Annotated in this window: 20 protein-coding genes; 12 read left to right on the plus strand and 8 right to left on the minus strand. The window is 37.3% G+C overall.

The window, feature by feature from the left end; all coding sequences use genetic code 11:
- A partial coding sequence (locus AKG34_RS27150; RefSeq protein ID WP_152952377.1) for a zinc ribbon domain-containing protein occupies positions 1-210 on the plus strand: 210 nt, incomplete at its 5' end.
- Positions 211-481: 271 nt separating this feature from the next.
- On the opposite strand, the gene AKG34_RS18735 is transcribed toward AKG34_RS27150, so the two are convergent.
- The 4 genes from AKG34_RS18735 to AKG34_RS18750 form a co-directional block, all read right to left on the minus strand.
- Entirely contained in the window at positions 482-1,774 is a 1,293-nt protein-coding gene (locus AKG34_RS18735) for a CitMHS family transporter (protein ID WP_053347488.1), read from the minus strand.
- Between the two features lie 306 nt (positions 1,775-2,080).
- Positions 2,081-2,767 (minus strand): response regulator, encoded by a 687-nt coding sequence (locus tag AKG34_RS18740; RefSeq protein ID WP_053347489.1) that lies wholly within the window; start codon positions 2,765-2,767, stop codon positions 2,081-2,083.
- The gene (locus AKG34_RS18745; protein ID WP_053347490.1) at positions 2,761-4,356 is read right to left on the minus strand and encodes an ATP-binding protein; all 1,596 of its coding nucleotides are present in this window, start codon (positions 4,354-4,356) and stop codon (positions 2,761-2,763) included. The genes AKG34_RS18740 and AKG34_RS18745 overlap by 7 nt, the downstream gene beginning before the upstream one ends.
- 438 nt (positions 4,357-4,794) lie before the next feature.
- Positions 4,795-5,223, minus strand: coding sequence for a collagen-like protein (locus tag AKG34_RS18750; protein ID WP_053347491.1), 429 nt, complete (start codon positions 5,221-5,223; stop codon positions 4,795-4,797).
- A 141-nt stretch (positions 5,224-5,364) separates the two neighbouring features.
- Here AKG34_RS18750 and AKG34_RS28365 point away from each other — a divergent pair, with 141 nt between their 5' ends.
- Entirely contained in the window at positions 5,365-5,628 is a 264-nt protein-coding gene (locus AKG34_RS28365) for a hypothetical protein (protein WP_053347492.1), read from the plus strand.
- Here AKG34_RS28365 and AKG34_RS18760 read toward each other — a convergent pair.
- Positions 5,604-6,545, minus strand: a complete 942-nt coding sequence (locus tag AKG34_RS18760; RefSeq protein WP_407946266.1) for a DNA-3-methyladenine glycosylase family protein — start codon at positions 6,543-6,545, stop codon at positions 5,604-5,606. The two genes, AKG34_RS28365 and AKG34_RS18760, sit on opposite strands and share 25 nt — an antisense overlap.
- A 264-nt stretch (positions 6,546-6,809) precedes the next feature.
- Entirely contained in the window at positions 6,810-7,949 is a 1,140-nt protein-coding gene (locus tag AKG34_RS18765) for a LuxR C-terminal-related transcriptional regulator (RefSeq protein WP_053347493.1), read from the minus strand.
- Between the two features lie 221 nt (positions 7,950-8,170).
- Between AKG34_RS18765 and AKG34_RS18770 the strand changes: the two genes are divergently transcribed.
- The 5 genes from AKG34_RS18770 to AKG34_RS18790 all read left to right on the plus strand — a co-directional run bounded on the left by AKG34_RS18770 (position 8,171) and on the right by AKG34_RS18790 (position 11,993).
- Positions 8,171-8,926: an SDR family NAD(P)-dependent oxidoreductase gene (locus AKG34_RS18770; RefSeq protein ID WP_053347494.1), complete on the plus strand. Its 756-nt coding sequence runs from the start codon at positions 8,171-8,173 to the stop codon at positions 8,924-8,926.
- A gap of 63 nt (positions 8,927-8,989) precedes the next feature.
- Positions 8,990-9,733, plus strand: a complete 744-nt coding sequence (locus tag AKG34_RS18775; RefSeq protein WP_053347495.1) for an SDR family NAD(P)-dependent oxidoreductase — start codon at positions 8,990-8,992, stop codon at positions 9,731-9,733.
- Positions 9,734-10,165: 432 nt separating this feature from the next.
- A complete protein-coding gene (locus tag AKG34_RS18780; RefSeq protein WP_053348163.1) occupies positions 10,166-10,765 on the plus strand; it encodes a bifunctional transcriptional activator/DNA repair enzyme AdaA in 600 nt (199 codons plus the stop codon).
- Positions 10,752-11,279: a methylated-DNA--[protein]-cysteine S-methyltransferase gene (locus AKG34_RS18785; protein ID WP_053347496.1), complete on the plus strand. Its 528-nt coding sequence runs from the start codon at positions 10,752-10,754 to the stop codon at positions 11,277-11,279. The genes AKG34_RS18780 and AKG34_RS18785 overlap by 14 nt, the downstream gene beginning before the upstream one ends.
- A complete protein-coding gene (locus AKG34_RS18790; RefSeq protein ID WP_053347497.1) occupies positions 11,280-11,993 on the plus strand; it encodes a 2OG-Fe(II) oxygenase in 714 nt (237 codons plus the stop codon). It abuts the gene before it with no gap.
- A gap of 118 nt (positions 11,994-12,111) precedes the next feature.
- Here the strand turns inward: AKG34_RS18790 and AKG34_RS18795 are convergent, their stop codons facing one another.
- Positions 12,112-12,735: an NUDIX hydrolase gene (locus tag AKG34_RS18795; protein WP_053347498.1), complete on the minus strand. Its 624-nt coding sequence runs from the start codon at positions 12,733-12,735 to the stop codon at positions 12,112-12,114.
- 176 nt (positions 12,736-12,911) lie between these two features.
- Positions 12,912-13,184 carry a transporter suffix domain-containing protein gene (locus AKG34_RS18800; RefSeq protein ID WP_236694971.1) on the minus strand — a complete coding sequence of 91 codons (273 nt, stop codon included), beginning with the start codon at positions 13,182-13,184 and terminating at the stop codon, positions 12,912-12,914.
- A 442-nt stretch (positions 13,185-13,626) separates the two neighbouring features.
- Between AKG34_RS18800 and AKG34_RS18805 the strand changes: the two genes are divergently transcribed.
- The 5 genes from AKG34_RS18805 to AKG34_RS18830 all read left to right on the plus strand — a co-directional run bounded on the left by AKG34_RS18805 (position 13,627) and on the right by AKG34_RS18830 (position 18,796).
- Positions 13,627-14,661 carry an ROK family transcriptional regulator gene (locus AKG34_RS18805; protein ID WP_053347499.1) on the plus strand — a complete coding sequence of 345 codons (1,035 nt, stop codon included), beginning with the start codon at positions 13,627-13,629 and terminating at the stop codon, positions 14,659-14,661.
- A gap of 56 nt (positions 14,662-14,717) precedes the next feature.
- On the plus strand, positions 14,718-15,950 hold the full coding sequence (locus AKG34_RS18810; RefSeq protein ID WP_053347500.1) for an MFS transporter: 1,233 nt from the start codon (positions 14,718-14,720) through the stop codon (positions 15,948-15,950).
- Between the two features lie 167 nt (positions 15,951-16,117).
- Complete coding sequence (locus AKG34_RS18815; RefSeq protein ID WP_053347501.1) at positions 16,118-16,498, plus strand: VOC family protein; 381 nt, start codon at positions 16,118-16,120, stop codon at positions 16,496-16,498.
- 250 nt (positions 16,499-16,748) lie between these two features.
- Positions 16,749-17,429 (plus strand): copper homeostasis protein CutC, encoded by a 681-nt coding sequence (locus tag AKG34_RS18820; protein WP_053347502.1) that lies wholly within the window; start codon positions 16,749-16,751, stop codon positions 17,427-17,429.
- 494 nt (positions 17,430-17,923) lie between these two features.
- A complete protein-coding gene (locus tag AKG34_RS18830) occupies positions 17,924-18,796 on the plus strand; it encodes a DMT family transporter (protein WP_053347504.1) in 873 nt (290 codons plus the stop codon).
- The last annotated feature ends 68 nt before the right edge of the window (positions 18,797-18,864 follow it).

Here is an 18,864-nt window from a genome sequence, read left to right on the forward strand (position 1 = left end):
AAACAAATCGTGACCGTATCTAAAACGTTTGCTTCTAGCCAATTGTGTTCTAGCTGCGGTTACCAAAATAAAGACGTTAAACATCTGAATCTTCGTGAATGGGATTGTCCTTTTTGTTCTACTCACCACGATCGAGATATTAACGCAGGACTCAATCTAATGAATGAAGCCATAAGGCTTCTAACCGTAGGAACTACGGGAGTAGCCTAATTAAAAATTGGCCGATAGGCTAATGTTCTTAGGAATCCCCCACTTCAATCAGACCGTAAAGTCGATAAGTGGTGGGTAGTTCAATCAGCCAGTAATAAATATCATTATGAGCTTTGATAGATAGAGTGTTAGTGAGGAAAGCGAGCAGTAGGATAGAGGGCCACCTTTCAATCGAAATTAAAGAGCCCCATTCGTACTAGTACTAGTACGAATGGGGCTCTTTACAATAAAAGGGTACTTTAAAAAATCGAGGAACTACTTGCTATATCTCTTATAGTGGGATTATTCCTAATACAAGAGATACCAAAATCATGACAAGTGTCGATCCGCAAGCCCACTTCAAGAAAGTACGCTGCAGGGCTCCAAAATCTTCTCCTACCATCCCAATCAATAGATAGGTAGATGGAACAAGCGGACTTAATAGATGAACTGGCAACCCTAAAAGAGAAGCTCTTCCTATCATGGCAGGATCAATTCCATAAGCAGCACCTGCCTTAGCAAGTAATGGAAGTACGCCATAATAGAAGGCGTCATTAGACATGAAGAAAGTAAAAGGTGCGCTAATGATAGCTGTGATAACGGCAAAGTGTGCACCCATTTGGTCAGGAATGTGCTGAATCATAGAGTTTGCCATAGCATCTACCATTTCCGTTCCGGAAAGAATTCCGGTAAAGACACCTGCTGCAAATATCATCGAAACAACTGATAAAGCATTGTCAGCATAATTGGCTACACGTTCTTTTTGATCACTTACTTTCGGATAATTAATCGTAATAGCAATGGCAAAACCTATCATAAATAGGACCGCTGAAGGCATAAGTTCCATAATCAGCGCCACTAGCAGGGTAAGTGTTAACGCATAATTAAAGACAATTAATTTAGGACGCTTAATGTAAGCATCTTCGGTTGCAGCCGCATGTTGAGCTACAGCATGATAATCTACTTCTATTATCCCAATTCTTTTTCTTTCTTTTTTACCCATACAATATGCCATGAATAGAACGAATAGCACACCGCCAATCATAGCAGGAATAACAGGCGTGAAAACATCGGACATTTCTAGTTTCAAAGCAGTCATCACCCTTGCTGTCGGGCCTCCCCAAGGAAGAAGATTCATGACTCCAGATGCAGAAACCGCGATACCAGCTAATATAAGCGGTTTCATTCCAATCCGTTTATATAGCGGAAGCATGGCAGAAATCGTGATCATATATGTGGTTGTACCATCTCCATCTAACGAAATAAGTAAAGCCAAAACTGCTGTACCGATGGCAATTTTTACAGGATCTCCTTTTACAAGTCTAAGGATCGTATTAATGATTGGATCAAAAACTCCAGCATCAATCAAAATACCAAAGAAAAGGATTGCAAATAAAATCATGATTCCTGTTGGCGCCACACTTTTGATTCCTTCTAGCGCCATTTCACCCATTTGACTACCGAAACCACCAATAAGTGCGAAGGCACTAGGTACTACGATCAAAGCTATCATGGCTGAAAGTCGCCCTGTCATAATTAAAATCATAAACACTAAAATCATCAAGTATCCTAATAAAGCGAGCATATCTATCACTCCTATCTTCTAATAAAGTAAATTGTATATGAAAACGCTTAATCTGTAAGCGTTTTCAATTTATTGTGTTTTAAAACTATTTTGTTAATTGTGTTCATTGTGTTCACGGAGGTACTTTTCATCTTCAATTTTCAGACAATACCGGATGCCATGCCGGGGTTTGAATCGTTGGTTTTTAAATGATTTTAACAATATTGGTAATCTCTCAAGCACTTTTCTACCCACCGATTTTCCCATCAAAAAAACACCTCCATTTACGAAGGTGTTTTTATATTTCCTAGGTTATCTTTCTCTGAATCAAATCTTATAATATCTACGTTCTGGTCTCCCCACTACTCCATATATTACTTCTGCCTTACATTTCTTTACGGATATCAGGTATTCCAGATAACGCCTTGCTGTTGTTCTAGAAGCGCCGATTTGAGAGCTCACTTGCTCAGCTGACAAACCAATGTCGCTTATTTCAAGAACTTCCATTACTTTCGTTAATGTGATTTCGTCGACTCCTTTTGGTAATGCAGGTCCATCATTGGTTTCCGGCGTAGCCGATCCCTTTTTTAAAATAAGATCAACAAAATCCTGGTCTATATCTTGTTTAGATTGCATCAGGTGGGCTTTCTTAAGATACTCCTCTATGACTTGGTTGAAGCGCTTCATTTCTACCGGTTTAATTAAATAATTCTCTACACCATAGTGAAGGGCCTTTTCAAGTTGTTCTTTTTCTGTGGCTGCCGTAATCATGATAATATCCACATTCGGGAATTTCTGACGAATGCTTGGAAGTAAGTCTGTACCAAGCTGATCCGGCATATAGACATCAAGCAGAAGCAGATCAGGGCTTTTTTGTTCCAAGATCCGAAGAGTTTTTTTGGCATTTACAGCTTTCCCGACCACTTCTATTTCTTCAAAGTTTTTTAAAAATTTTTCATGGATATCCGCTACACGAAAATCATCTTCTGCAATGACCGCTCTTATTTTTAGCATTCTTTCCCTCCTGTCTGCTCTTTAGGAAGATACACGGTAAATACGGTGTTTTCTTCCTCGCTTTGAACTTCGATGATGCCACCCAACTCTTTTACAACATGATCAGCATTTGATAGTCCATATCCACTTGGATTTCCACTTGTTTTCGAAGTGAAACCCCGGTCGAAAATAAACGCGATATCATTCTCGGGTATTCCCTTTCCATTGTCACTTACTTCAAATACCATATCATTTCCGATATCGGTAGCGAAAAATTTCACTAGTGGCTCATCCATGCCAGAAACCGCTTCCAGCGCATTATCGATTATATTGCCAAGAATCAAGGTAAGTTGGGACAATTTTATATGGTCCGGGAGTTTCTCTAAGTAACTTTGTGAGTCTATTTCAAAGGGAATCTTCTTTTCTGATGCTTTTCCTATCTTCCCAAGTAACAGAGCTTGTACCTTTGTATCTTTAATCTGTTCGAACACAACACGGTTCAGAGAGTACAATTCGGATGTTTCGCTTTGAATCATATCTATTGCTTCATCATATTCCCCTAACTGTATCAATCCGGATAGAACATATAATTTATTGGTAAATTCATGGGTTTGTGCCCTTAAATCCTCTGAATGCATCTTCACTTCCGATAGTGTGTTAACCATTTCCTCTATTTCTGTTCGATCACGGAACGAAGCGACTACACCGCTTACACCTTCACTATCGAAGATCGGCGTGCAATTCACAATAACAGATTTATCTTTCCATGAAATTTCTTTATCCACTTGCGGTTCCCCTGATTTCAACACTTCATATAAATATGTTGAAGGAAACAACCCATCTACATTCAAATGGCGAACAGGTTCTTTTATATCCAGCAACTTTTTTGCCGGCTGATTCATAGATGTAATCAAACCATTTTGATCAATGGCTAAAATACCTTCTTTCACCGAGTGAAGTACAGCATTTTTCTCTTTATATAAATTAGCAATTTCAAATGGCTCTAACCCTAATGTATCTTTACGTATGCTTCTTGCCAGCATATAGCTCCCGACGATTGATATCATAATGGCTACTAAAGACACAATCATCTCTTTAGATAAATCCTTAAAAATTTGGGCACGAACATCGTTCACTAAAAAACCGACCGAAACGATTCCAATTATTTTTCCATCCTTATCAAATACCGGTGACTTTCCTCGAATAGAAAGACCAAGCGAACCAGCCGCTTCAGAAACGTAATATTCACCATTTTTTATAGCTCGGTTGTTATCCCCACCTTTCATTCGCTTCCCTATTTCAGAGGCTAACGGATGAGAATAACGAATTCCCTCTTTATTTCCTACAACGATGAATTCAGCCCCCGTTTCCTTGCGAATTTTTTCGGCAATCGGCTGGATCGTCCTAGCAGGATTTTCGGATTCAAATGCCTCCGTGACGGTAGGCATAAAACTAATGGTTCTTGATAACTCCAAAGCTAACTGACCTTTATCCTTCGCTATTTGTCTTCCTTCCATATAAGAAAAGGAGGTCGTTAATAGGAGAATCAAAAATAAGCTCAATGATAAGACTAACCCAAGAATCTTGGTTTCTAGCGATACTTTCTTCATATTCAACAGCATCCTCTATTTTCATTTCCACTTTTTAAATTTTATAGGAATATAACGATTTTACCATTTCTAATAAATAATGAACATTAACCCTGATAAAAAGAGAGAGCTTGTTTTGAAAAAGATTTATCAAACCAAGCCCAAAACCTGTTCAATACTAAATGGTATTTACTTGATTTATTTCTTATAAAGCTTGTGGAACTACTTGTTGAGTTTTACTAAAATCAGCCTTTTCTACGGGATAATTTAACCAGAGAGGAGGACAATCAACAGTAGGATTTGTTGAATAATGGTTTTCTTTGGCTTGTCCTGATTCTATCTTGCTTTGAAACCCTTTCTAATTGGAAGAAAGCAAAGCAGTTTAAAGCTTAGATTATCAAATTTCTCCAATGTTCAAAGGAGATATTCTGACTAACATCCCCTTTGAATACTTTATTTTCAAAAACATGTAAATGAATTAATTTGTCTTGTATCAATGCCAAAGACCGTCCAGAACCTGCCATTCCATCTGAAGCCTGCAACAGATCGCGGACCGACAAAAATGGGATAATACCAGAAACTTGCACCATTATTTAACCATATAAATGTATTCCGGAATAAGCAAAATGAAATGGCTCCTGGATCTACAGCAAATGTTGAAGCCGATTGTTGGAGAGGGATAAACGATGGCGGAGGGGCCGTTGGCGCTTGTGAACTTGGTGGTGATCCTGGTTGGCCCGGAAATCCTGGTGCACCTGGAAATCCCGGTTGGCTCGGAACCCCTGGTAAACCAGGTAATCCAGGTATACTTGGAAAGCCGGGTAGACCTGGAAACTGTCGTACAAGATAATCTTGATCTTCATAATGATACATTGGGTACATATACATAGCCATTCACCTCTACATGATTGAATGTAATAAGATATGGTGAATAGGCTTGAGATGGTTGGGCAACTTTGTAATTATTAGGGGGATTCTCACTTAGTACGCTCTGTAAAACATTATTGTAAGCGAAAAGGGAAAACATTTTTGACTCAATATATCTATATGGCTTCTCCAATGAAACTTCCTGAAGGTTCGTTTGACCTTAAGCCAGTCTCACCTGAACAATCAAATGTTTTCAAAGATGAATTGGATTTCACACATTTACATTTTGAAGATATTACGATAGGGCATCAAAAACAGGATTTTCATATAGTTCCCACATTGAAAAATGAACATTCAAAAGCCCGCTTGAACCCAATTCAAGAGAGCTTTACCATGACTTTTCAATATAGCAATCTCCATAAATAGAACGTCGCATAAGACTCCCAATTGGCCCACGCTCCTGATAATTTGAGAATTTCTTCTTTCGTAGGTTTTGCTTCAGTTTCCATAACCAATTTCATTGAATTATGCAACCCGACATCATCAATTGGAAAAGCTGCTGGAAAACGTAAACAGCGCATCAATACATAGTTCGCTGTCCACGGACCGATTCCACGAATTTTGGTCAGCATTTTTTCAGCCGCTTTAACATCCTTAGCATTTAACAACTCTTCTTTTGTGAGATCTCCTCGAACCATCAGTTGGGCCACGCCAATTAAATATTCGCATTTCTTCACGGTCATCTTCATTTCTACTAAATCTTCTACGGTTAAATTCGCGATCACTTCAGGCGTTGGGAACAGCCAATATTTCTCTCCTTCATATTCTACAGATTTACCGAATCTCTCAACAAGTCTCCGTTTCAATGTATAAGCATACGTCAAGTTGATTTGCTGTCCAAGAATTCCCCAGGCAATAGCTTCAAATAAATCTGGGATACCTATATTTCGCAGACCATAAAATTGACTTACTGGCCTTTGCAAGATAGGATCATTTTTTGCTAACTCATAAAATGGAAGCAGATTCCTGTCCAGATCAAACCATTGTCGAATGTATAGGGAAACGGCTTCATGAACATGTTCTTCTATTGAAGTAGTACGACCTAAAAATCGAACAAAAATCATCGTGTCGTTCTCAGCTCGGATTTCAACTAATATTGTCTCGTTTTCTACGAATAAGGCACGATAAATTTTTTGATCAACAATTTCGAATAGACATTCATTGGAGGATCGTGACAGGTAGCTCAAGTTTTCCGAAAAGCTAAACTCTTTGGGGGCGTGGATGATCAATTCAGCCTTCTCTTTATCAAGTAATTCTTTGTTCATTTTATATGGCTCTTTCATATTGCCCCTCCTTCTTCACATTCTCTTTATTCTAATCGTATTTCCAAAAAATTAATTACGTTATCTTGCACTTTCCTTCAAAATTTGGACGGGGTATGAAAACAAACAAAAAAAGTAATGAATCCTAGAGGCTGAAAGTTGAGAAATCATAAGTAAACCAAAAGAAAAAAGACCATTATTTTTGGTCCTTCTTAGTGTCCATCGTCCATATATTAGGTTTTCCTAAGACCCTCTCATTGTTGACGGATTTGCAAAAGGGAGGAATTAATTTAATAAACCTAATCGAAAAGCAAGGGCAACGACTTGCGTCCTATTTTTTGCTTTTAGTTTAGTCATTAAACTGCTCACATAATCTCTCACCGTATGCTCGCTTAAGAACAATAATTCACCTATTTTTTTATTGTCGTACCCTTCCGAAAGCAAATCAAGAATCGTGGTTTCTCTTTCTGTTAAGTGAAGATCGGAAGTTTTTGCCACTTCTTCACCTTTTCTTGAAAAATATAAACCAAGACGGTTCCCGACTTGTTCTAGTAAATCTAGTTCACCTTTTGAACAATCAAATTCTTCACCTAATTGATCAAAAGTAAGCCATCCAAACAATTGATCTTGATGGGTGATCGGTATAAAGATAACGGAAGACAGATTAAATAATTTTACATGTTCCTCTTTCACATAATTTTTTGGATTTTTTAAATAAATCGGCTTTTTGGAACTTAAAACTGTATTCTGCTCACTAAGCTGTCCTTTCATGCTCTGTACCTTTGGAAGCTCTGCACCAATTACACCATAGAATTGATTCGACCATGGGATATAAGCGTAAAAAACACATCGTTTATAGTGAAAATACTCTTCACATTTTTTTAATATATAGGCTAAATCATAAACTCCTGAAGAGCGAATCAGGAGTTTGTTTAATTTGTCTAATAATTGTAGCCTTTTAAGTTCCCTATTTTCATGGGGATTTTTCTTGGTAAGATCTGTAGTATCTGCATCTACCCAATTGTTATAACTATGGACAAGGTAAGTAAAAATAGATAATGAAAACATTAATATAGGAATGATTCGGTTATGTTTTATTTGGATCATGAGTGTAATCAAAGATTTTTGGAAAATCAATTGAAACAGGTTAAAACTTTTCATATTTAATATCGATAGCTGAGATTGAAGCCAATTGTCAAAGTGGCTAGCTAAATCTTCATCGATACCTACAATATTCGATTGGGTTAATAGTTGAAAAAATGAATGCAGCAACGTATCAGTTATTTTTCGATCTGACTCGGAAATGGAAGGTTCTAGACTGAGATAGATATTTATATTTTCTTCAATCTGTTTGCTATGAGTTTTGATGAACAATACGAATTGTTGAAACGTAATTTCTTCATATGGATGAAATGGCTGAGTCATAAGAAATTCTTCTCCTTCAAACAAAATAACCCTATAAATGGAGGATATTCACTCTATTATTATACATCATCTTATAGGATAGTATTTCAAACTGAACGTAGTAAGATGAATGTGTAGCAAGTTAGTAAATCTTTTTGAATCCGATTTCGAATAGTAAAAAGGTTCTTTGTACACAATTTTATACATGATTTTAATAAATATTGAAAGGATGCGTACTTGTAATGAGACTTGAAAATAAAGTAGCCATCATAACCGGTGGAGGTACAGGAATCGGTAAAGAAACAGCCTTATTATTTGCTAAAGAAGGAGCAAAGGTTGTTATCACAGACATAAATCAAGAATCTGGAAATCAAGCAGTAAAAGACATTCAAACAAACGGGGGAGAAGCACTTTTCGTCCAACACGATGTTAGCAAAGAGGAAGACTGGAAAATGGTTGCAGAGGAAACCATCAAGATTTTTGGCAAAGTTGATATTCTTTTCAACAATGCTGGAATTTATAAAATAAAACCTCTTGCAGAGATTGAAGTAGAAGAATGGAATCTTTTAATGTCTATTAATGTGACTGGCGTATTCCTAGGAATGAAACATATCATGCCTTTGATGGCCAAACAAAATAAAGGTTCAGTGATTAATGCTTCCTCCATAGCAGGTTTGATGGGATCTCCAGGACATGTTCTATATGGTGCTAGTAAAGGAGCCGTACGTATTATGACAAAAGATGCGGCGATGGAATATGCTTCTGCGGGGGTTAGAGTGAACTCTATCCATCCTGGATACATCGATACTGGAATGGCAGACTATGCTTCTGAGGTAACTGGAAATTCAAAAGAACAATTAGGTGCAAATTTATTTCCTTTAGGACATCTAGGATCTGTAAAAGATGTAGCAAATACAGTACTATTTCTTGCTTCTGATGAATCAGCTTACACGACAGGTGCAGAATTTGTGATTGACGGTGGGGCAACAGCAAGATAAAAGATTTAGCAATGTTAACAATAGGATATCGACTTGAATTAATTGCAGAATGGAGAGATTGATATGAAATTAAAAGACAAAGTAGCAATCGTAACAGGTGGAGCAAGTGGAATTGGTGAAGCGACTGTTCGCCTTTTTGCTGAAGAAGGAGCAAAAGTGGTCATTGCTGACTTTTCAGAACGTGGTAAAGACATATCAGTAGAATTGAATACGAATGGATATAATACATTATTTGTTAAAACAGATGTAACAAATGAAGAAGATATTAAACAGATGATCAATGAAACCGTGAATAAATACGGCAAGCTAGATATTATGTATGCAAATGCTGGAGTTGCTGATGATGCACCAGCACATGAATTGTCCTATGAAAAATGGAAACGAACCATCGATATTAATTTGTCAGGAGTATTCCTTTCTGATAAATATTCGATTGAACAGTTTCTTAAACAAGGTACAGGCGGTGTCATTGTTAACGCTGGTTCTATTCATAGTTTTGTTTCATTACCAAATCCAACAGCCTATTCCTCTGCAAAAGGTGGCGTGAAGCTACTAACTCAAAACTTATGTACTGCTTATGCAAAAGATGGTATTCGTATTAATGCGGTCTGCCCTGGTTATATTGACACTCCTTTACTTGCAAGTGTTGATCCTCAAACGAAAGAATATTTAGTTTCTCTTCATCCACAAGGCAGACTTGGAAAACCAGAAGAAATAGCAAAGGCTGTCTTATTTTTAGCAAGTGATGATGCTAGTTTTGTTAATGGTACAACCCTTCTTGTTGATGGGGGCTATACCGCACATTAATTTAAATTAAGGGATATCTTTTAATAACCAAGCAGTCTAAATCGTAGATCATTTAGAACTGCTTTGTTATTTCATTTTGTATAAAAAAAGTGAACTAACTCTTTCATCAACTGATAGACCCTTTTGTGATTCACAACCAAACTATGTTTGCGAAACAGCCAAGTTATCACTCTGCCATAAATTAATTCTATTTGTCGCAAATACTCCTGGAGCTTTATCTACCTTCCTTAACAGATTCAACCTATTTATAGTCACACAAGAAAAAAATCGATCACTAATATAGTGAAAGGCTTTTTTCTTATTTTTTCGGTCAGCCATCTTCGGCGTCTTTTCCTATTCCTATTTGAAAGAAATTACGTTATCTTGCTTTTATATTATCGAAATGTTTGTATATCAATACTTTCTTGTATACTAATTGGAGAGGTGAATGTGATGAATTTGAAAAAAACAGACATTCCGAATGATTACTGGAAAGCTATTGTAGAGTGTGACACAGCGTATGATGATCATTTTTTATATGGCGTAAAAACAACAGGCATCTTTTGTCGGCCCTCTTGTAAATCCAGGGTGCCCAACAAAGAAAACGTGCAGATTTTCAAAAATGCCAATATGGCTTTAGAAGAAAATTTCAGGCCTTGTAAACGCTGTAAACCCGAAGGCTTGAATCTGCCAACAGATGAGTGGATTGAGCAAATAACTGAATGGATTGAGCAACATTACAGCGAGCCCCTCACCTTGAACACATTGGCGGATATTTCTCATGGCAGTCCCTACCACTTACAAAGATTGTTTAAGCGTGTGAAAGGTCTATCGCCTACTGAATATATTCAACAGCTTCGCCTTGAAAAAGCAATTAGAATGCTTGAAAGCTCCGAACAGCCGGTAACCGAAATAGGATTGGCTGTAGGATTTTCAAGCACCCCCTATTTTATAACGTTATTCAAAAAGAAAACGGGATATACACCATCAGGATATCGAAAAGCTTACCATCAAAACTTGAAAAAGGAGCGTGAACAACATGATGAATGTTAAAGAGCAAACAATAGATTGGGCCATTTTAAAATACGATAAGTGGCAATTATATGTAGCCAAGTCTGAAAAGGGCCTTTGTTATGTAGGTTCACCTGGTCAATCGTATGATGAGCTGAAAACTTGGATACAAAAACGCTTCCCCTTGACGAACCTTGTTGAAAATGAAGAAGCCTTAAAGCCCTATCTAAAAGAACTGTATGAATATTTCGAGGGAAATCGACAAACTTTCTCATTACCCGTAGATGTTAAAGGAACGCCATTTCAACAAGAAATTTGGGCAGCATTGAATCAAATACCCTATGGAAAAACCTATTCCTATTCTGATATTGCCGAGCACATTCAAAGACCTAAAGCTGTTCGCGCAGTCGGAACGGCTATCGGTGCCAATCCAGTTCTGATTACAGTGCCCTGTCATCGGGTAATTGGAAAAAATGGAGCCATAACTGGGTACCGCGGAGGAACGGAGATGAAACAATATCTGCTTCAATTAGAAGCACAAAATGGAGGGAGATAAATGAATAGGGAGTTGAATTCACCAATCTACACACTTGACTGGGGCCAAATTCATCAAACATTGGACGACCAAGGCTTTGCAAAATTGCCTGTCCTGCTTACTCCTGAACAATGTCAAAACTTTATCAATTTGTATGACCAAGAAGAACTATATCGAAACACAATCAACATGGGACGTTATCGCTTCGGTGAAGGCGAGTATAAATATTTCGATTATCCTTTGCCTGCTTTATTGCAGGAGCTACGTACAGCATTTTACCCTGAACTCGCAATAGCTGCTAATCGATGGTTGCACCAATTAGGGAAAGAAGCCATTTATCCTGATACGTTAGCTGCTTTTTTAGAAGAGTGCCATGAAAAAGAACAAACCCGTTCAACCCCTCTTATTCTTAAATATGAAGCAGGCGGCTATAATTGTATGCATCAGGATCTATATGGAGACGTTTATTTCCCGTTCCAAGTTGTATTTACACTAAATCAGCGGGGAGTCGATTATACAGGAGGAGAATCCATTCTTGTGGAACAGCGCCCCCGAGCCCAAAGCCGAGGGCATGTCATCACGCTAGAACAAGGAGAAGCACTCCTCTTCCCTACGAACCACCGGCCAGTAGAAGGTAAACAAGGATATTACAAGAATACGATGCGTCATGGCGTAAGCACTCTTCAATCTGGAATACGCTACGGGATGGGAATCATTTTTCATGATGCAAAGTAACGGTACAACACAATGACATTGAGATTTTCAGCTTTTTGAACACAACTTAAGCCCCAACAAAACTCGAATTGTTTTGTTGGGGCTTAAGTTTTAGTTAGCTTTGGTCAGAACCTGAAAGCTATGATAAGTTTTCTCTGATCAACCTAATAATGCTTTTATAATAGGAAATATCATGCGGCACAAATTTATCTCTGCCAACATATTGATCTATCATCATTCTATGGTCATCTTGATTGATTTCAAAGCCTTGGATATTCACTTCTTCTTTTGTTCCGTCCCACAGGTCTTCAAAATCAGCCAATTCAACTTTTACCATCCCTGAAACTTCTTCTTTTTGTAAGGTGAAGTCACTGAAACACTGAGTACTTTCATATAGAAATACGTTAGCTAATTCTTTGTCGATGAAATTTTCTTTTGTTACATGATATTCAATAATCCCTAGTGGGACCAACTCAGCGAATGAAACATCGATGCCTATTTCTTCTTTAATCTCCCTTACACCGTCGTATATCGTTTCATGAGCCAGCAAATGTCCGGCAGCCGTAATATCCAATAGGTTCGGATAATCTTTTTTCATCGCACAACGATGTTGGAGATAAAGATAATCTACTCCCGCTTCTCTACTAACGAACCAACAATGGAATACCTCATGCCAATATCCTATTCTATGTACTTCTTCACGAGTAGCCACGCCGATTTGTTTACGATCCGCATCAAATACTTTCAACATCTCATTTTCCATATTTCGCTTCTCCCTACTTTTTATTTTTTACTTTTCGTCTCCAAACATTAAAAAGAAACTGCGACATAGAGGACAATATGGGATGCAGGTTAGATATAGGTGGTGAAAAAGAGCCAAGATTTAATGTGGTTCTATACCCTCACTCTTTTTTACACTACCTTCTAAACTTTTATTTTTCATTTTCCTGCTTTTTCTTTTTTCCAATTTTTCGGGTTTAAGTAACTTTTAAAGTTAGCAGCTACTTCTTTTCCGACTAAAAGTGCACCTACCCAGAACATTACTTCTGCAAAGACTATTGCACCTGTTATGACCCCCGCTTTTACCGCCGTTGGAAATGGCGTAAAAGGAGCTATTACAGGAATAATCCAAGTGAGAAGAGACACTATTAGAAAACCCATTCCTATTTTGTAAAACTTCGATTTCGTTACTTCCTTACCTTCTTTATCCAATTAAATAACCTCCGTTATGATTATGCTCATTTAATTTTTCCGGCAACCATTTTACTTTCAATATACCATTCTCTAAATATATTCTTTTTTTATACGTTTGAATGGACATTTCGTTTCATTATAAATGAAAATAAAAAAATAGTTGATAGTGAAAGCATAATCAATAAGCCACTGAGGTTACCTGGGATGAAAAATAGAGTAGCCAAACAGGATGATTTATAGGTAACAAATGTACAATTCTCCTCCACAATTGGGCCATATAACATCATTGTTACTCGTGTTATAGGCCAGATTCAGAAAGAGTAATGCTAGTATTTGTAAGTTGTATAAATAATAAATATTCATTTTCGATTTCCATTGTTTACCAAACTTGTATATGATATAGTATCATCGTAACTTATTAAAGATCTTTAATAAGTTTTTATATTAGGTGGTGAACATTATGAATGAGTTATTCGTTACTCCAAAATCTAGGAAGAAGGTTATCCTTAATGGTATTCGTACAACTCTTTTAGAACTTGGAAGTGCAACAAAAGTTGAACTCAGCGATAAATTAGGAATTAGTTTCCCGACAATAAGTAAATTCCTAGCGCAGATGGAGAAGGATGGCGAACTTATTTTAGTCGGCCTCGATGATTCTAGTGGTGGAAGAAGAGCAAAACGATATGCCTACAATCCTGAACATATGTTAGGTTTAGCACTATTTTTAGAGAGAACAGAGACAAATTATACAATTTTTAATTGTTTGGGTGAAGTGAAGGAACAGGGAAAAACGTCAAGTGTATTAATAGATGATGATCTAAAATTATTAACCAAGTATATTGAAGACATAATAGCTAAATACTCAAAGATTAGTTCTATGGCAATTGGTGTCCCTGGTTCGGTTGATAATGGTCGGATTTTTTATATACCAGGCTACGAGCATTTTCAAAATTTTGATTTAAAAGGATACTATGAGGATCGTTTTTCTATACCTGTGGTAGTAGAGAACGATATGAATGCCGCAGTTCTTGGATATCACAATAATAAGGGGAATAATGACAATCAATCTCTTATATATTTGTATTCCGGTCAGAATGGTCCAGGTGCAGGAATTATGATAAATGGAGACGTGGTGCGAGGAAGTACTTTTTTCTCGGGAGAGGTTTCATTCGTCCCGCAGTATGATGACCGAAATTTTCTGCAAGCTTTAGAAAATGGAAGTGGACCTAATAAAGCAACTATCCGTGAGGAATATGAGATTGATGCAATTAGCCGTTTAGTAGCTACGTTTGTAGCAATCATTAACCCTCATACGATCATCTTTTGCAATGATGAAGTGAACAAATTAATAATAGACCAAATTGTAATAGGGAGCTCAAAATATATCCCACTAGAACATCTTCCAGAGATAACAATGAGTGATTGGAAACAAGACTATCTATATGGATTACAAAATCTTGGACTTGATCTCATGATCACTGGAACAAGCAGGTAAAACGAATCAGAAGTAAAATGGAGCACCGCAAAAAAAATTAAAGGCGGGTTATATACATGGCTACATTCTTTTTAGTAATCATCTATTTGGCTTTCATCAGCTTAGGTTTACCTGATTCATTGTTGGGAGTTGCATGGCCTGTGATGCAATTGGAATATGGAGCACGGCTTGAGACTGCTGGCTTGCTTTTTATGACGATAGCAGGTGGTACAATTATTTCCAGTTTAGCAAGCGGAACTGTGCTTAAACGGTTCGGAACTGGGAATGTTACATTTGTCAGTTGCTTAATGACTGCTGGGGCTTTGCTAGGTTTCACTTTTGCACCATCGCTTGTTTGGTTAATTATTTGTGCCATACCACTTGGATTAGGTGCAGGTTCTGTTGATGCAGGATTAAACAATTATGTTGCTACACATTACAAAGCACACCACATGAGTTGGCTACATTGTTTCTGGGGAGTTGGGGCTACACTTGGTCCCATCATTATGTCTCAGTTTATTTCAGAGCAAAATTCTTGGAGACAAGGATATCTTGCTATTGCTGGAATTCAGTTCGCATTAGTTGTAATCCTATTCTTCACTCTGCCTTTATGGAATAGGGTCGCAAGAAACAGCAATGTTACTTTAAGTGAAGAGCCGGAAGATTCAAAAAGTGTATTTTATGATGAAGATGCTAAAGATATAAAACCTTTGAAGATTAGGGGAGTTAAGCTAGCTCTGATATCTTTCTTGTTTTATTGTGGTGTTGAAGCAACAATGGGCCTATGGGGAAGTAGCTTTCTGGTAAATGTTAAGGAGTTACCCGTAGCGGTAGCTGCACAATGGGTTTCCCTATATTACGCAGGAATAACAATTGGCAGATTTATTACAGGTTTTATTACTTTAAAGGTCAGTAACCGTACTCTCATTCGGGTAGGCCAAATAACAGCATTGGCTGGTGCGGTACTTCTATTCTTACCATTACCGTCTAGTTTCTCACTTGTAGGCTTTATCATGATTGGATTAGGATTAGCACCGATATTTCCGTGCATGTTACATGAAACACCAGCACGCTTTGGAAAGGAGCATTCTCAGACAATTATGGGCTATCAAATGGCTGTTGCCTATACAGGTAGTACGTTCCTGCCTCCTCTTCTTGGTTTCATTGCATCTCAATCAACAATAGGAATCTTCCCGTTTTTTATTGTTGTTTTTGTTGCAGCAATGATATTTGGTTCAGAAAAATTAAATTCCTTATTGAAAAAAAAGGATTTATCAAAGGGGAAAAATACGAATTCTAAAGTACTTTAGTGATATAGAGTTTGCATTGATAACTACGTTGCTTATTTTTATATTAATGAGAATAAAGATTTGTAGTTGTTTAGTATGAAAAAAAACTGATAAAGAGACAATGTTGAATGATTATGTGAAAAATAATAAAGCAAAGCGTTAATTATACAAACGAAAAGGTGAAGATGATGAAAATTGAACATGTAGCTATTTGGGTGAATGATCTGGAATCAATGTGTGCGTTCTACGCGCAGTACTTCAAGGGCACAGCCAATCGTTTATACCGTAATACGGAAAAGCAATTTGAATCCTATTTTATTACTTTCGAAAATGGAGCACGTCTAGAAGTTATGCGACAGAAAGGAATACAAGATAAAATGACTACCCCAATAACAGGATATGCTCATATCGCTTTTTCTGTGGGAAGCAAAGAGAATGTCGATCAATTAACAGAAACGTTAAAAGCAGCAGGATACCCTGTGTTGAACGGCCCACGTATCACTGGGGATGGTTATTATGAAAGCGTAGTAAGTGACCCTGAAGGAAATCAGATAGAGATAACAATCTAACAGAAAAGCAGACCGCATGATAAAATTGATTGTGACTGTAGTTACATAGGTTTAAGAAAGTTTTTTTGAGAAATGAAATGCTTATTCTTTTGTAATGAAACTTACTTTTATAAACAAGTTTAGTGTCACTGTTCTTCTGACACTTAAATTGTTTTATCCAAAAATTAATGAACAGCAACAAAATGATATACTTTTATTATTCTGATTCCTATGAAGGATACCAAAGAACTTGTCAAGAAAGGAAAATCTAATGTACATTGAATTTATTGCCACAACCATAGAAGATGCCCTTTTAATTGAAAAATCAGGTGCAGACCGTATCGAGCTCGTTTGTGCTTTAACTGAGGGTGGTTTAACTCCCAGTTACGCCCTGATAGAAGCTGTCGTCAGTTCGGTAAGCATTCCAGTCAACGTGATGGTAAGGCCTCATAGCCAATCATTTCAGTATTCTCCTGATGATTTAAGTATTATGAAAAATGATATAAAGATTATTTCCTCATTGGGGGCAAACGGCGTCGTATTGGGTGTATTAAATGAAAAAAATGAAATCAATCAAATATACCTGGAAGAACTATTAACAGCATGTGAAGGTTTGGAGATTACATTCCACCGAGCCATCGATGATACTCCTGACCCAGTACGAGCTGCTGAAATGCTAGCACAGTATCCGGAAATTACAACGATATTGACGTCCGGTGGACATGGTGATTTCTCAACCCGCATGCAAACCATTCACCAAATGAAAAAAGCCTGCGGCGACATCTCGATTTTAGTCGGCAGCGGCTTAAATAAAGATAATATCCTTTCTATCCATTCCGAACTAAATACCGGTTACTATCATTTTGGTACAGCTGTTAGAAAAAAAAGCAGCTTAATTGAAGGAGTTCAATTAGATAAAGCGAAAGAAATTGTAAACATGCTAAAGATTTAATGAAAAGATTCTGTTATTTTAATTTCATCATTGGGAAAGGGACCATTTTTTTGGTCCCTTCAGTTTGTCGACAAAAGCGGTTATATCTAATTGTTAAAACAAAGTTGATTGGAATGGAAGGTGCGAGACTCCTGCGGGAAAAGCGCGTCCAAGGGAGACCCCGCAGGCGCAAAGGCGCCGAGGAGGCTCCCGGACCGCCCGCGGAAAGCGAGTGCCTGGAGTGGAAATCAACGTTCGAATTTTTTTGGTCCCTTTTATGATTGATTCATTAAATTTTTGATTCATAATAAAACCCAATTCATTGAACAGTTATATACTCCATTCAACCAAATTATTGTATGATTAGGAAAACATTATGAAAGTGAGCTGAAATCTGATGATGTATTCACCACTATTTGAAAATGATGTACCTGTAGTTATTCTCCCTTAACGGTAGAATACTACAACTCCGTTAAGGACAGAATTATTTGTCTAGAGAAAACGGAGGGCGCAAAATGAAAAACACCTTATTAGGTTCTTTATATTTATCACTCGCTGCTAGTATTTGGGGCGGGATGTATGTTGTGGTAAAGGTTGTGGTAGACTCTGTTCCACCACTTGAATTAGTATGGTTCCGCTATGTAATTGCAATTGTTGCATTGCTAATTATTGGTGTTGTAACAAAACAATCATGGCGTATTGAAAAACGAGACTGGTTGTTAATTTTCATGATTGGGCTTATTGGAAATACAATTTCCATTGTAACCCAGGAAATTGGTACAATGCTCTCTACTGCACAAATGGGTGCCATTATAACTTCAACAACACCTGCATTCATGGTGCTATTTGCGCGAATTATTTTAAAAGAAAAAATTACGTTTAAAAAAGCACTTTCAATTATTCTAGCTACAATTGGTGTCTGTATTATAGTCGGAAATGCGCATATCAATTCATCTAATCAACTTGGTGCGGTATCGTTACTTATTGCAGCACTAACATGGTCGCTTATGTCTGTTCTTATTAAGCGTGTCCCCGGGCAATATTCACAAATTGTGGTAACAACCTATGCTATTCTTGTTTCAATTGTCTTACTTACGCCTTTTACAATTAATAGATTAGATAAACTCGACTTCCAAGCCATGATGCATCCAACTATTTGGGGCGGTCTTTTATACTTGGGAGTCATATCGACAGCATGTGCCTTTTTACTATGGAATCGCGGATTGCAAATGCTTAATGCTTCAAGTGGCGGATTATTTTTCTTTTTCCAGCCTATAGTCGGTACCTTTTTAGGGTGGTTATTGCTAGGTGAGCAAATTGGCTTGCTTTTTTGGATGGGTACTATATTAATCTTTATTGGTGTTATCTTTGTCATTCGAGAAGAATAAGCATCAGGAAAAAGCTGATTGGTGTTATTGCCGATCAGCTTTTTATATAACTTTTAATTTTTAAACAC

The sequence above is a fragment of the Peribacillus butanolivorans genome (assembly GCF_001273755.1).
Classification (GTDB): Bacteria; Bacillota; Bacilli; order Bacillales; family DSM-1321; genus Peribacillus; species Peribacillus butanolivorans.

What these genes read in the sequence shown, in the direction of transcription:
- AKG34_RS18735 (WP_053347488.1), bottom strand. Translation starts at nt 1,774, where the DNA reads ATGCTCGCTTTATTAGGATACTTGATGATTTTAGTGTTTATGATTTTA.
- AKG34_RS18740 (WP_053347489.1), bottom strand. Translation starts at nt 2,767, where the DNA reads ATGCTAAAAATAAGAGCGGTCATTGCAGAAGATGATTTTCGTGTAGCG.
- AKG34_RS18745 (WP_053347490.1), bottom strand. Translation starts at nt 4,356, where the DNA reads ATGAAGAAAGTATCGCTAGAAACCAAGATTCTTGGGTTAGTCTTATCA.
- AKG34_RS18750 (WP_053347491.1), bottom strand. Translation starts at nt 5,223, where the DNA reads ATGTATATGTACCCAATGTATCATTATGAAGATCAAGATTATCTTGTA.
- AKG34_RS18760 (WP_407946266.1), bottom strand. Translation starts at nt 6,545, where the DNA reads ATGAAAGAGCCATATAAAATGAACAAAGAATTACTTGATAAAGAGAAG.
- AKG34_RS18765 (WP_053347493.1), bottom strand. Translation starts at nt 7,949, where the DNA reads ATGACTCAGCCATTTCATCCATATGAAGAAATTACGTTTCAACAATTC.
- AKG34_RS18770 (WP_053347494.1), top strand. Translation starts at nt 8,171, where the DNA reads ATGAGACTTGAAAATAAAGTAGCCATCATAACCGGTGGAGGTACAGGA.
- AKG34_RS18775 (WP_053347495.1), top strand. Translation starts at nt 8,990, where the DNA reads ATGAAATTAAAAGACAAAGTAGCAATCGTAACAGGTGGAGCAAGTGGA.
- AKG34_RS18780 (WP_053348163.1), top strand. Translation starts at nt 10,166, where the DNA reads ATGAATTTGAAAAAAACAGACATTCCGAATGATTACTGGAAAGCTATT.
- AKG34_RS18785 (WP_053347496.1), top strand. Translation starts at nt 10,752, where the DNA reads ATGATGAATGTTAAAGAGCAAACAATAGATTGGGCCATTTTAAAATAC.
- AKG34_RS18790 (WP_053347497.1), top strand. Translation starts at nt 11,280, where the DNA reads ATGAATAGGGAGTTGAATTCACCAATCTACACACTTGACTGGGGCCAA.
- AKG34_RS18795 (WP_053347498.1), bottom strand. Translation starts at nt 12,735, where the DNA reads ATGGAAAATGAGATGTTGAAAGTATTTGATGCGGATCGTAAACAAATC.
- AKG34_RS18805 (WP_053347499.1), top strand. Translation starts at nt 13,627, where the DNA reads ATGAATGAGTTATTCGTTACTCCAAAATCTAGGAAGAAGGTTATCCTT.
- AKG34_RS18810 (WP_053347500.1), top strand. Translation starts at nt 14,718, where the DNA reads ATGGCTACATTCTTTTTAGTAATCATCTATTTGGCTTTCATCAGCTTA.
- AKG34_RS18815 (WP_053347501.1), top strand. Translation starts at nt 16,118, where the DNA reads ATGAAAATTGAACATGTAGCTATTTGGGTGAATGATCTGGAATCAATG.
- AKG34_RS18820 (WP_053347502.1), top strand. Translation starts at nt 16,749, where the DNA reads ATGTACATTGAATTTATTGCCACAACCATAGAAGATGCCCTTTTAATT.
- AKG34_RS18830 (WP_053347504.1), top strand. Translation starts at nt 17,924, where the DNA reads ATGAAAAACACCTTATTAGGTTCTTTATATTTATCACTCGCTGCTAGT.